Source organism: Paraburkholderia graminis C4D1M (assembly GCF_000172415.1).
Lineage (GTDB): Bacteria > Pseudomonadota > Gammaproteobacteria > Burkholderiales > Burkholderiaceae > Paraburkholderia > Paraburkholderia graminis.
Genome location: NZ_ABLD01000001.1, coordinates 417,376 through 431,097, shown reverse-complemented (window position 1 = coordinate 431,097; position 13,722 = coordinate 417,376). Strand labels below are relative to the sequence as shown.

8 protein-coding genes are annotated in these 13,722 nt (G+C 65.7%); 4 read left to right on the top strand and 4 right to left on the bottom strand.

Features of this window, described 5'->3' with window-relative positions; all coding sequences use genetic code 11:
• Positions 1-52: 52 nt before the first annotated feature.
• Positions 53-625 carry an FUSC family protein gene (locus BGRAMDRAFT_RS01910; RefSeq protein WP_006046949.1) on the top strand — a complete coding sequence of 191 codons (573 nt, stop codon included), beginning with the start codon at positions 53-55 and terminating at the stop codon, positions 623-625.
• A gap of 311 nt (positions 626-936) precedes the next feature.
• On the opposite strand, the gene BGRAMDRAFT_RS01900 is transcribed toward BGRAMDRAFT_RS01910, so the two are convergent.
• On the bottom strand, positions 937-1,986 hold the full coding sequence (locus tag BGRAMDRAFT_RS01900; RefSeq protein WP_006046948.1) for an aldo/keto reductase: 1,050 nt from the start codon (positions 1,984-1,986) through the stop codon (positions 937-939).
• 241 nt (positions 1,987-2,227) lie between these two features.
• On the opposite strand from BGRAMDRAFT_RS01900, the gene BGRAMDRAFT_RS01895 reads away from it, so the two are divergent.
• Complete coding sequence (locus BGRAMDRAFT_RS01895) at positions 2,228-6,889, top strand: DEAD/DEAH box helicase (RefSeq protein WP_006046947.1); 4,662 nt, start codon at positions 2,228-2,230, stop codon at positions 6,887-6,889.
• Between the two features lie 267 nt (positions 6,890-7,156).
• A complete protein-coding gene (pdeR, locus tag BGRAMDRAFT_RS01890; protein WP_006046946.1) occupies positions 7,157-9,160 on the top strand; it encodes a cyclic di-GMP phosphodiesterase in 2,004 nt (667 codons plus the stop codon).
• Positions 9,161-9,233: 73 nt separating this feature from the next.
• Here pdeR and BGRAMDRAFT_RS01885 read toward each other — a convergent pair whose 3' ends face one another.
• From BGRAMDRAFT_RS01885 to BGRAMDRAFT_RS01875, 3 genes are all read right to left on the bottom strand, one after another.
• Complete coding sequence (locus BGRAMDRAFT_RS01885; RefSeq protein ID WP_006046945.1) at positions 9,234-10,121, bottom strand: crotonase/enoyl-CoA hydratase family protein; 888 nt, start codon at positions 10,119-10,121, stop codon at positions 9,234-9,236.
• 404 nt (positions 10,122-10,525) lie between these two features.
• Complete coding sequence (locus tag BGRAMDRAFT_RS01880; RefSeq protein WP_006046944.1) at positions 10,526-11,629, bottom strand: malate/lactate/ureidoglycolate dehydrogenase; 1,104 nt, start codon at positions 11,627-11,629, stop codon at positions 10,526-10,528.
• Positions 11,630-11,721: 92 nt separating this feature from the next.
• Complete coding sequence (locus BGRAMDRAFT_RS01875; protein ID WP_006046943.1) at positions 11,722-13,185, bottom strand: M20 family metallopeptidase; 1,464 nt, start codon at positions 13,183-13,185, stop codon at positions 11,722-11,724.
• A 208-nt stretch (positions 13,186-13,393) separates the two neighbouring features.
• On the opposite strand from BGRAMDRAFT_RS01875, the gene BGRAMDRAFT_RS01870 reads away from it, so the two are divergent.
• Positions 13,394-13,705: a superinfection immunity protein gene (locus tag BGRAMDRAFT_RS01870; protein ID WP_006046942.1), complete on the top strand. Its 312-nt coding sequence runs from the start codon at positions 13,394-13,396 to the stop codon at positions 13,703-13,705.
• Positions 13,706-13,722: the final 17 nt, after the last annotated feature.

Below are 13,722 nucleotides of genomic sequence, written 5' to 3'. Positions count from 1 at the left end.
TCGCCGCACGCGTACCTTTCGTTTTCACCAGCCTTTGCTACCTCGCCCGCCGATGACTCCTTCCGATCACCCAGCACGAACGAAACGCGCAAGCGCCGGCGAGTCGCTGTTCGCCTTCCTCAAATCGCTGCCGTTCGGCGAGCGGCTCGTCGAAGGCAGTTTGATGGCATTGCAGGCGGTGACGGGCGCGAGCCTCGCGTTCGGCATCGGCCAGGCGCTCCACACCGAGCAGGCGTTCTGGGCCGCGATCACCGCCATTGCCGTGAGCCAGCACAGCTATATCGACACGCGCAAGCTGTCGCGCGATCAGTTCATCGGCGCGATGGTCGGCGGGCTGTGCGGGCTCGCGGGCGCGACGCTCGGCGACGGCTATTTCGCGGCCTACGCGGCGACGGTGGCGGCGGCCATCGTGATCTGCTGGATCGTCAACGTGGGCAGCGCGGCGCGGCTCGGCGGCATCACCGCGACCATCATGCTGCTGGTGCCTGGCATCGGCCCCGCGTGGGACAGGGCGATCCTGCGCCTCGGCGAAGTGACGCTGGGCACCGTGTGCGCGTTGCTGGTCGCATGGTTGATGTCGGTTGTCGAAAAACGCGTGTTCGGCGCGGGTGACGATGGGCGCTGAGGGCCAGGGTTCGCCGTCCGCGCCAGGCAGTTGCAGCCGGCGCGTTGTCGTGCGGTGGACGTCGGTAGCGGCGCGGCGTCACGTCGACGGTTTGCTGAAACGCTTTGCCGAGCGCCGCTTCAGATTGATAGCGCATCGTTTCGTCGATTTCCGCAACGCTGCGCTGTGTCCGGCGCTGCGGATCGCAGGCGATCGTCGATCGTCATACGGGTTTGCATGAGGAAATCCGTGCAACGGATCGCGCAGCGCGTTCAGCAGCAAGGCCGACGAACCCGGCGTATCGACGAAGCGGCCGCACTTCACGCAAAGCGTCACACCAGACGGCGCGCTTCCTCCAGTTGCTTGCGGCGCGCCTCGCCCTGGCGCGCGAGCATCCAGCCCGGATACTCGGCGGGCAGCGCGCTCACCTGATCGAGCTTCGCCAGGTCGTCAGCGGTGAGCGCGACGCCGGTGGCCGCGATGTTGTCGTCGAGTTGCTCGACTTTCTTCGCGCCGACGATCACCGACGTCACCACCCGTTGATGCAGCAGCCACGCCAGCGCGATCTGAGCGACCGACACGCGCTTAGCTTCGGCGATCTCGCGCATCGCGTCGATACAGCCGTACGCGCGTTCGCGATCGACCGGCGGGAAGTCGAACGTGGTGCGCCGGCTGCCCGCTTCACCCTGCTGCTCGCGGCCGTATTTGCCGCTCAGCAGCCCGCCCGCGAGCGGACTCCATACCATCAGTCCGAGGCCTTCGCTTTGCAGCATCGGCACCAGTTCGCGCTCGAGGTCGCGGCCCGCGACGGTGTAATAAGCCTGAAGGGTTTCGAAGCGCGCGAGCCCCAGACGCTCGGCGATGCCAAGCGCCTTCACGATCTGCCAGGCCGCCCAGTTCGACACGCCGACATAGCGCACGTGGCCGTGCTGCACGAGCGTATCGAGCGCGCGCACGGTTTCCTCGATCGGCGTGGCCGGATCGAAACCGTGAATCTGATACAGATCGACGTGATCGAGTTGCAGGCGCTTCAAACTGGCCTTCACTCCGTCGATGATGTGATACCGCGACGCGCCCCGCGCATTCGGAAACTCTCCGGTCGGGCCGAACACCTTGGTGGCCACCACGACCTTGTCGCGCGGCACCTTGAGATTTTTCAGCGCCTGGCCTGTGATCTGCTCCGAGAGACCTTCGGCATAGACATCGGCGGTGTCGATGAAATTGATGCCCGCGTCGAGCGCCCGGCCGACCAGCCGCTCGGCGTCCGCCTGCTGCAAATCGCCGATCTGCTTCCACATGCCTTCGCCGCCGCCGAAGGTCATCGTGCCGAGACACAGTTCTGAAACGAAGACGCCGGTACGGCCAAGCTGGTTGTATCGCATTGTCGGAACTCCGTTGTGGGTGAGTGGACGGGTTAGCCGTAAAGGGTACTGGAATTGGGTCGGGTCGGTTGGGTGGCGGGCGCAGCAAGTTTGCGGTCGAACCATCGACCGATGCAGCATTTGGCAAACCCCATCGAAACCTGCGAGACTGATTTCCCCATCCCGCGACTGCGGTTTTCTCGCAACGCAGGGGGTTTTCCGTCGTCTGGATATTGGGCATCGCGTCCCCATCTAAACACGTATGACTTCAGCCGCCACCGCCACCACGACAGCCGCCACGCCGCCCGCTGCGCATGCAGCCGAGCACGGCGGCCCGCTCGCGGCCTTCCACCCCGCGGTGGCCGGCTGGTTCCTGAAGACCTTCCCCGCGCCGACCGACGCGCAAGCCGCCGCGTGGCCGCAAATCCGCCGTGGCCGCTCGACGCTCGTCGCCGCGCCGACGGGTTCCGGCAAAACGCTCACCGCGTTCCTGTCCGCGCTCGACGATCTTGTCCAGCAAGGTCTCGCGAACCACGGCGCGCTGCCCGACGAAACGCTGGTGGTCTACGTGTCGCCGCTCAAGGCGCTTTCCAACGACATCCGCCTCAACCTGCAGATACCGTTGCAAGGCATCGCCGCCGAACTCGACGCGCGCGGGCTGCCGCCGCTCGACATCCGCACCGCCGTGCGCACCGGCGACACCACGCAGCAGGAGCGCAACGCGCTCCGAAAGCGCGCGCCGCACATTCTCGTCACCACGCCCGAATCGCTGTACGTGCTGCTCGGCTCGGACTCGGGCCGGCGGATGCTGTCGACCGTGCGTACCGTGATCGTCGATGAAATCCATGCACTCGCGGGCAGCAAGCGCGGCAGCCATCTGGCGCTCAGCCTCGAGCGGCTCGACGCGTTGTGCGGGCGCCGTCTGCCGCGTATCGGCCTGTCCGCGACGCAAAAACCGGTGAGCGCGGTTGCGCGATTTCTCGTAGGCGGCGCGAGTATCGACAGCGACGTTCCGGCTGATTGCGCGATCATCGACGTCGGCCATATCCGCGCGCGCGATCTCGCGCTGGAAATCCCGCCCGTGCCGCTCGAAGCGGTGATGCCGAACGAAGTCTGGGAGCGCGTCTACGACCGGCTCGCCGAACTCGTCGCGCTGCATCGCACGACGCTGATCTTCGTCAACACGCGGCGCATGGCCGAACGCGCCGCGCGTCATCTGACCGAGCGGCTCGGCAAGGAGGCCGTCGCCGCGCACCACGGCAGCCTCGCGAAAGAGCATCGCTTCGACGCCGAACAGCGGCTCAAGCGCGGCGAACTGCGGGTGCTGATCGCGACGGCGTCGCTGGAACTCGGCATCGATATCGGCGACGTCGATCTGGTCTGCCAGATGGGTTCGCCGCGCGCGATCGCGCCGTTTCTGCAACGCGTCGGACGCTCGGGCCACCAGGTCGGCGGCATGCCCAAAGGCCGGCTTTTCCCGACTTCGCGCGACGATCTGATCGAATGCGCCGCGCTGCTCGATTGCGTGCGGCGCGGCGAACTGGACGCGCTGCGCATTCCGCGCGCGCCGCTCGACGTGCTCGCGCAACAGATCGTCGCCGAGGTGTCGAGCGCCGAATGGAGCGAGGACGCGCTGTTCGACCTGATGCGACGCGCCGCGCCCTACGCGGAACTCACGCGCGAGCAGTACGACGCGGTGCTGCGCATGCTCGCCGAGGGCTACACGAGCCGCAACGGACCGCGCGCCGCCTACCTGCATCGCGACGTGGTGAGCGGCACGTTGCGCGGGCGGCGCGGCGGCAAACTCGTCGCCGTGACTTCGGGCGGCACGATTCCCGAGAACGCCGACTATGCGGTCGTGCTCGAGCCGCAAGCGATCAACGTCGGTACGGTCAACGAAGATTTCGCGGTCGAAAGTCTCGCCGGCGATGTGTTCCAGCTCGGCAACGCGTCGTACCGGATTCTGCGGATCGAAAGCGGCCGCGTGCGCGTCGAGGATGCGCAAGGCCAGCCGCCCAACATCCCGTTCTGGCTCGGCGAGGCGCCGGGCCGCAGCGATGAATTGTCGTTGGGCGTCGCGCGGCTGCGCGAGCAGATCGGGCGGCTGCTGGAGGCGGACGAGCCGACGGCGGCGGCTGCGCTGCTCGACGCGGACGAGGCGGCGACGGCCTCCGCGGCGCCGCTCATTGCGCAGTCGCCGAAGACGCGAGCGCGGTTGCAAAGCAAGCGGGCAACGAATGGCGAATCGCCCGCCGAAGCCAAGCAAGCCAAGCAACCCACAGAAGTCACCCTAGCGACACAACCCCGCAACGACCCCATGTCCGCGCGCCTCGAACGCGCGATCGACTGGCTCATCGCCGAGCTCGGCCTCGACGAAGCCGCGGCGCGTCAGATCGTCGACTATCTCGCGCGGGCGCGCGCCGCACTGGGCGTGCTGCCGACGCATGACACGCTGGTGATGGAGCGTTTCTTCGACGAATCGGGCGGCACGCAGCTCGTGATTCATGCGCCGTTCGGCAGCCGCGTGAATCGCGCGTGGGGCCTCGCGCTGCGCAAGCGCTTTTGCCGCCAGTTCAACTTCGAGCTGCAAGCGGCCGCGACCGAAGACGCGATCGTGCTGTCGCTGACCGGCAGCCACTCGTTCGTGCTCGACGAAGTGTGGCGCTATCTGCATTCGGCGAGCGCCGAACATCTGCTGATCCAGGCGCTGCTCGACGCGCCGCTTTTCGGCGTGCGCTGGCGCTGGAACGCGACGACCGCGCTCGGACTGCCGCGCTACACCGGTGGACGCAAGACGGCGCCGCAATTGCAGCGCATGCGCAGCGAGGATCTGCTGACGAGCGTCTTTCCCGAACAGGCCGCGTGTCTCGAGAACGTGGTCGGCGAGCGCGAACTGCCGCGTCATCCGCTAGTCGATCAGACCGTCGACGACTGTCTGCACGACGCGATGGACAGCGAGCGGTGGATCGCGCTGTTGCGCCGTATCGAAAGCGGCGACGTGCGGCTCGTCGCGCGCGATCTGCCTGCGCCCTCGCCGCTTGCCGCCGAAATCCTCAACGCGAAGCCCTACGCTTATCTCGACGACGCGCCCATCGAGGAGCGTCGCACGCAGGCCGTGCTCAACCGCCGCTGGACCGATCCGTCGAGCGCCGACGACCTCGGCGCGCTCGACCCCGACGCGATTGCGAGCGTGCGCGACGAAGCCTGGCCGCAGGCGCGCAGCGTCGACGAAATGCACGAGGCGCTCACGGGCCTCGCGTGCATCACCGAGGCCGAGGCACGCGGGAACGAAGGCTGGCCGCAATGGCTCGAGTCGCTCGCGCAGTCGGGCCGCGCGACCCGCCTGCAAATTGCCGCCGACGCCGCCGACGCCGCGCTGTGGCTGCCCGCCGAACGGCTCACCTGCTTCGCCGCGCTTTATCCGGAGCCGGACGGCCCGCGCTTCGCACCGCCGCTGACCGCGCCGAAGGGCTACGCCGACGAGTGGAGCGCCGACGACGCCCTCGTCGACGTGCTGCGCGCGCGGCTCACAGGCTTCGGTCCACTGCCCGCCGCTGCGATTGCGGACACGCTGCGGCTGCCGCAGACATCGGTCGAACAGGCGCTCATCCGCCTCGAAGCCGAAGGCTATGTGATGCGCGGCCGCTTCACGCCGCAAGCGCTCCAGGCACCCGACGCACCCGGCGACGAATGGTGCGAGCGGCACCTGCTCGCGCGCATCCACCGCTACACGGTCAAGCGCTTGCGCCGCGAAATCGAGCCGGTCGAACGCCACGACTTCATGCGTTTCCTGTTCGAGTGGCAGCATCTGACGCCGGACACGCGCAGCGAAGGCCGCGATGCGCTCGCGGCCGTGCTCGAACAACTGGAAGGTTTCGAGGCCGCGGCCAGCGCCTGGGAGGAAGACATTCTGCCCGCACGCGTGAAGGCGTACACGAATACTTCGCTCGACGAACTATGCCGCGCCGGCAAGATCGTCTGGACGCGGCTCACCGAGCGCTCGCGCAGCGCAGCGGGCCCCGTGCGCGGCACGCCTATCGTGTTGCTGCCGCGTCCACAGGTGCGCGTGTGGAGCGCACTGATCGATCCGGCGCGTCAGCCGGAGTTGTCGCCGCGCGCGCAAGCGGTTCACGACGCGCTGTCGCAACACGGCGCGATGTTCTTCGACGAATTGCTGCACGAACTTCGCGTCTTGCGTATCGAACTGGAAAACGCGCTCGGTGAACTGGTGGCGGCCGGTCTCGTGAACTCGGACAGTTTCGCGGGCCTGCGCGCGCTGCTCAAGCCGGCCGCCAAACGCAATGCTTATTCCGGCAGCCGGCGTGTGCGCTCGACGGCGCTGATCGGCGGAATGGACGATGCCGGGCGTTGGGCGCTCGTCAACCGCCCTGTTCCGGCGGCCGTCAGCGCGAACGAGACGCCGCCGCAATCACTGCAAAGTCAGCGGCGGCGCACGTTGCCGCCCGAGATCGTCGAACATGTCGCGATGACGTTGCTGCGGCGCTACGGTGTCGTTTTCTGGCGCCTGCTCGAGCGCGAAGCCGATTGGCTGCCGCCGTGGCGCGATCTGCTTCGTGTATATCAGCGGCTCGAAGCGCGCGGCGTGATTCGCGGCGGCCGCTTCGTCAATGGATTGGCCGGCGAGCAATTCGCGTTGCCCGAAGCGATTCCGTTGCTGCGCGAAGTACGAAGGCATGCGAACGATGGTGCTTTTGTGTGCGTCGGCGGCACCGATCCGTTGAATCTGGCGGGCACGCTGCTGGTCGGGGAACGGGTGCCGGCTGTGGGCGGCAACCGCGTTCTGTATCGTGACGGCGTCGTCGTGGCCACGCTGGTGGCGGGCGCGTTCTGGTTCGACGCGTCGCTCGAAGCAAGCCCGGCTGAGCGCGAGCGCGCGCGGAGCTGGCTGACGCGGCGCTTCTGATGCCTGGCGCCGCGTGAGCAGCGTGAGCCGCATCAGCCGCGCGCCCCATGCCCCATGCGCGACGCCCCGATGTAAAGAATGCCTCACCACGCACCCTCCCCACTCCCTTTTACCGATCGACGCGCGCGCCACACAACCGCGCGTCCTTCATTGTTTTATGGCCCGAATTTCAGTGGCTTCGCTACAATGGGCCCGTCTTTAAGTATGATGAAGACTGTCTGCCGCTATCCGCCATCAGGGCCGAACGGCACACCGCCCGGGGATTCCATGAATGACGACCAACACGAGCAGGTGCTTTTTGCGCAGTTCGGCACAAGCAGCCCTTGCTGGCGTCTGTCGAGCGACAGCAACGCGCTCGAACTGACGCCAGTCACCGGGGACGTGCCGGCCAACGTGGCCATTCCGCTGAATCCCCAGCAGGCATCGCAAATCCGTTGCCTCACGGGCATCACCTCGCATGTGGTTCTCGACGTTCGCCTGTTCGGCGAGCCGCTGCGGCTGCATCTCGTCGGCAGAAAAATCAACAGCATCAGTTGGGCGGGCACGGCCTCGGCTTATGACGACACGGAGTCGGTCGCGCGCGATCTGATGCATGGTTTGTCGTTCGCCGAGCAGGTCGTGTCGGAAGTCAATTCAGTGGTCGTGATCGTCGACCGGCATGGGCGAATCCAGCGCTTTAACCGCCTCGCCGAAGAACTGACGGGCGTGAAGGAAGAGAACATCATCGGGCGCAATGTGTGGGCGCTGTTCATGTCCTCGGAAGACGGCGCGGCGTCGAGTCAGAACATTGCGGGCTTCTTCAATCGCGGCGTGTCGTATGAAGTCGAGCGGCGCGTGAAGACGCTGCACGGCGAGCGGCTCTTCCTGTTTCGCAACAAGTTCGTGCAAAGCGGCAGCGGCATCGACGAGCAATATCTGATCTGCTCGGGCACCGACATCACCGAAGAACGTCTCGCGCAGGAACGCCTGAGGCAACTCGCCAACACCGACTCGCTCACCGGCCTGCCGAATCGCAATGCGATTCAGGACTACATTCGCACCGCGATCGAAGAAGCGGCGCCGGGCGAATCGGTGGGCGTGCTGTTTCTCGATCTCGACAACTTCAAGAAGGTCAACGATCACTACGGCCACGTATTCGGCGACCGTCTGATTCGCGACGTGTCGGCCGCCATCGGCATGTGCCTGAACGAAGGCGACACGCTCGCGCGGCTCGGCGGCGACGAGTTCATCGTGCTCGCGGCAAAAGGCACGGCGCACGAACTGGAAGCGACCGCGCAGCGCATCCTCGAACGCATGCGTACGCCGTTCAGCCTCGGGCTCGTCGAAGTCTATACGGGCTGCTCGATCGGCATCGCGCGCTATCCGGAACACGGCGACAACCTGGAGTCGCTGATCCGCTCGGCCGATACCGCCATGTACGTCGCCAAGGACGAAGGCAAGCGCACGCATCGCGTGTTCTCGCCGGAGATGAACCGCAAGGTCGCCGAGTACATGTGGCTCGACACGAACTTGCGGCGCGGCCTCGACGAAGGCCAACTGACGCTGCACTATCAGCCGAAGCTGGTGCTTTCAACCGGCGTGGTGCAAGGCGTCGAAGCGCTGGTCCGCTGGAATTCGCCGGAGCGCGGGCAGATCATGCCGGCCGAATTCATTCGTTATGCCGAGGAGTCGGGACTGATCGGCGTGCTCGGCCGCTGGGTCATGGAAACGGCCGCCAAACAGGCCGCCAAATGGAAAGCGGACGGCTACAACCTGCGCATCGCCATCAACGTGTCGGCGCGGCAACTGGTGGACACCGCCGTGGTCCGGCATTTCACCGAAGCGCTCGCCGCGGCCAATCTCGAACCCTGCCTCGTCGATGTCGAGTTGACCGAGAGCTGCCTGATCGAAGACGAAGCCGCGGCCATCGACCTCATCAAGCACTTCCGCCAGATCGGCGCGCAGGTGCATCTGGACGACTTCGGCACCGGCTATTCGTCGCTGTCGCAACTGGGCCGCATTCCGCTTGACGTCATCAAGCTCGACCGCAGTTTCGTGCGCTCGATCAACGCCGATACGAAAGCGCAAGCGCTGGTGCGCTCGATGGTCGTGGTCGCGCAGGAACTCGGCTTCAAGGTGGTCGCCGAAGGCATCGAGACCGAATCGGAAGAAGCCTTCATGAAGGGGCTGGGCGTCGAGTATGTGCAAGGCTATCTGTACGCTCACCCGATGCCCGCCGCCGATTTCGAGCGCTGGTTGCAGGACCGGCAGAAGCTCAGGCTGATCGCCTGAGCCTGTCAGCCGCGACGGGCACGGCGGGCCGCATCGCGATTGAGTGCGCTTGAATGCGCTTGGTGCGATAGAGTCAGCCGAAATTGGCCGCGCTCGCGGCCGTCTGCCGCAGGTTGGACGTGCGGCGGTTTTGCAGCATCACGAGCCGTTCCATGAAGGCGAGATCCTTCTCTTCGATCATGAACGCGGCGTCGACCCAATCCTCGGTGATCTCCATCAACTCGGCGCGCGGCAGTTGCAGCACGCGCTGACGTGCACGCAGCATCGCGCGGATGCCGTTCATTTTCGGCTTGAGCGTGTCCATGAACGTGCGGGTCGCCATATACGCGTCGCCCGGTTCGAACAACTGATCGACGAGCCCTTTTTCCTGATGCCACTCGGCCGTATGCGATTCGCCGCCGCCGATCAGTTCCTCGGCGAGGCGCATGCCGGCCTTGCGCGCGACGAGCGAATAGCCGCCCATGCCGGGGAACAGATTGAAGGCGATTTCGGGAAAGCCCATGCGCGCGTCCGACTGCGCGAGCAGGAAGTGATGCGCGAGCGCCGCCTCGAAGCCACCGCCGAGCGCCGTGCCCTCCACCATTGCAATCGAGATCGCGCCGGTATCGAAACCGCGCGCCGCCGCATGAACGCAGTCGACGCAAGCGCGCGCGTAGGCCATCAGCGCCTGACGCTTGCCCGAGCGGATCGCGTCGGCGAAGAAATCGAGGTCGCCGCCCACGTTGTAGATGTTCGGAATCAGCGAACCCGTCACCCAGAAATCGATCGGCAAGCCCGACTCGCGCGCTGCCTGCGCGAGCCCGAGAATGTCGTGCACCAGATCGAGATTGAAACAGGGACGCGGCTGCGCACGCAGCATCATCCACATGACATTGCGGCCTTCTTCGTAGTAAGCGGCGATTTGCGACAGATTGCCGGCTTCGAGGAACGGGCGGCAGGCGTGGTGGTTATGCAGATTCATTTTGAACGGTCCTTTAAGGTTAAACACTGATATTGCAGTGCGAGCCTAAAACAGACCGGAATCCGATGGGAGCGGGATAACCAACAGAGCAACGCAAGGAAATGTCAAACCCTTGCGCGGCGGGCGTCGCAGCGGGGCGATTCCGTGCCGTGACGTGCGCTGGCGCGCAAACGCTTGCGCGGCCAAAATGGTGCGAGATAGCGCGATGTTTTGCGCTATCGATGGAAAGGCCCGGTGGCGCGTGTGAGTGAAAATGCGCGTTGAAAAGGTGAAAGAAAAAGCAATAAAGGCCGATTAGACGAGCCAGTCGAAATTGCTGCTTGCGAATGGGGTTTTGTTGGTGGGGTGGCAGACGGAATATGTATATTGCATGAACGCGAAACCGCTCGTCCGGGCGATGAAGGCTATTGGAGCAACGCCGACCAGCGCGCGACTTCATCCGCGCTCATGCCGACCGCGAGTGCCGCCGCAGAGATCTGCGTCCACGTGGCGGCGTCGACGGGAACGCCGTTGGCTTCGCGCTCCGCGCGCGTGACGCGTTCCGGTTCGCCCGGCTCATAGATGCGCTCGGTGCCCACCGCGAGCGGCGAAGCCTTGACCCATGCGATGAAGGCGTCGGCTTCGGCTTGCGCGTCGGGGGCATCGAACGCGGCCGGATCGACGATGACCGACAGCATGCAGTTGATGATCGCGTTAGTCGTGCCGAGCGTGTCCGCATGCGTGGTGAAGCCGCCCGCGAGCGCGCCGCTGAATATCTCGCACATGGCCGCGAGCCCGAAGCCCTTGTGGCCGCCGAACGGCGTCAGCGATCCGAACGGCGCCTCGTGCATGACCTTGGGATCGGCGGTCGGCACGCCTTCATGGTCGACGAGCGCGCCGGCCGGCACCTGCTTGCGCTGGTTATACGCGACCCGCGTCTTGCCGTAAGCCACGGTGCTGGTCGCGAAGTCGAGCACGAGCGGCGGCTTGCCGGGCCGCGGATAAGCTGCGCAAAACGGATTCGTGCCGATACGGCGGTCGGCGCCGCCGAACGGCGCGACGAGCGGATCGCCGGCCACATTGACGAAGTGAAACGACACGAGCCCGGCGCGCGCGCACTGCTCGGCCCAGTGACCGATGCGGCCGATGTGATGCGCGCCACGCAAGCCCACCGCGCAAATGCCGATGCGCTGCGCGCGAGCGATGCCCGCTTCCATCGCCTCGAAGGCAACCACCTGGCCGAAGCCCTTGTGGCCTTCCACGGTGAGCACGGCGCCCGCGTCCTTGACGACTTCCGCATGCAGATTCAGTTGCAGTTGCCCGTCGGCCAGCGAAGCCGCATAGCGCGGAATCATGCCGACGCCGTGCGAATCGTGCCCCGTGAGGTTCGCCGCCACCAGATGATCCGCGACCAGCTCGGCTTCGCGCGGCGCGCTGCCGGCCCGCTCCCAGATCGCGCTCACGTAGGCGTGCAGTTGGTCGGCCGCAATGCGGGGCGTGCTGGATCGAGCGAGATTGTTATCGGTCATACGAAGTTAGGCGCTCGAAATCGAGCGCTCGAGTTGGGCACTTATCGGCAGCGAAAATTAGCAACGAAGATCAGCAACGAAAATCCGCCCCCTCAAGGCGCGGCTGCAATCACCTCAGCCACCGCCGCCGTAAGTTTCCTGCCATACGGCACATGCAGAAACTCATTCGGGCCATGTGCGTTCGACTTCGGTCCCAACACGCCGCAGACCATGAATTGCGACTTCGGGAAGCCCGCTTTGAGCACGTTCATCAGCGGGATCGTGCCGCCCTGCCCCATGTAGGCGACATCGGCGCCGTAATGCTCGCGCGATGCGTCGTTGAGCGCGGTGGCGAGCCACGGCGCGAGGTCGGGCGCGCTCCAGCCGCTCGCCGCGCCCGCGTCCGGCTTGAACGTCACCTTCGCGTTGTACGGCGGGTCGAATTCGAGCAGCGCCTTGAGTTCCGCGACGGCCTTCTCCGCTTCGATCAGCGGCGGCAGCCGCAGCGACAGCTTGAATGCGGTACGCGGACGCAGCACATTGCCGGCGTCGGCGAGCGCGGGCAAGCCGGCCGCGCCGGTCACCGACAGCGACGGACGCCACGTCGAATTAAGCAACGCCTCTTTCGGATCGGTCGTGGTGGGCAGCACCTGACGGCCGTCCTGGCCGCAAGCCCACGGCAGCTTCTTCCACACATCGTCGCCGAGGATCTGTGCAGTGGCTTCGGCTTCACGCAGACGGTCGGCGGGAATCGGGCTGTGAAAACCCTTCGGCAGCAGCGTGCCGTTAGCGGCGTCTTCAAGCCGGTCGAACAGTTGCCGCATGATGCGGAAGCTCGACGGCGCGATGCCGCCGTAGCCGCCCGAGTGGATGCCTTCGTCGAGCACCTGCACCTCGAGATCGCCGGCGACGAGTCCGCGCAGCGACGTCGTAAGCCACAATTGATCGTAATTGCCCGCGCCCGAATCGAGGCACACGACGAGCCCGACGTTGCCGAGCCGTTCGCGCAGCGCGTCGACGTAAGGCAGCAGATCGTAGCTGCCGGACTCCTCGCAGGTTTCGATCAGGCCGACGCAGCGCGGTCGCTCGACGCCTTGCGCGTCCAGCGCGGCGATCGCGGTGATGCTCGCGTAGATCGCGTAGCCGTCGTCGGCGCCACCGCGCCCATAGAGCTTGTCGTTCTCGAGCTTCGGCGTCCACGGACCCAGGTCGCTGCGCCAGCCGTCGAACTCCGGCTGCTTGTCCAGATGGCCGTACAGCACGATGGTTTCGTCGCTGCCGGAACGCGTGGCCGGCGTCTCGAAGAAAATCACCGGCGTGCGGCCCGGCAAGCGCACGATCTCCAGCTTCAGGCCGCGCACCGGCTGCTGCTCGACCCATTGCGCGGCGTCGGTAATCACGCGCTCCAGGTAACCGTGCTTGACCCACTCGGGATCGAACGCCGGGCTCTTGGCCGGCACTGCGATGTAGTCGGTCAGCGCGGGCACGATCTCGTCGTTCCATTTGCGGTCCACGAACTCGCGGAGTGTGTCGGGATTAAGGCGCTGCGTCTGCTGGGTCGTATCGTCGGAGATCATGGTCGCGGTCCGTAACGGTTTCGTTCACTCGAAACGAACATGATAGTCCTGATGGCGAATGTGCTGAAGGGTTCGTCGCTTATCGGTGCAGTGCTGCACGCGCGGAAGCCTTTCAACGAAGCTGCACGTGGCAAACAATCGCGCGACAATCGATGTGAGGTGCCTACGTCGCGTAAGACACGCAGGTCGCGTTTCGGGGAGGCGGCATATGAATGAGCGTGTTGCCATTCAGATCATCGCCGTGGTGATCGCGCTGGCGCTGTATTTCCTGCCGGCGATTCTGGCCGACCGCCGCAAGCGCGTCGACGTGCTGACGCTCGCGCTGTTCAACGCGTGCATGGGCTGGACGGTGCTTGGCTGGCTGCTCGCGCTCTACTGGGCGTTGCAGCCGAACCCGCCGAAGGATCTCGCGGGCGAGGTGGTGGAAAAACGGAAGCTGGTGCGGATGCGCGCGTTTTCGTCGGCGCTGCTGCTACGCGTGCAAAGACGCGACACGGCGCGCGATCATCCCGACAGATAACAAGCGCGCAGCCGTGC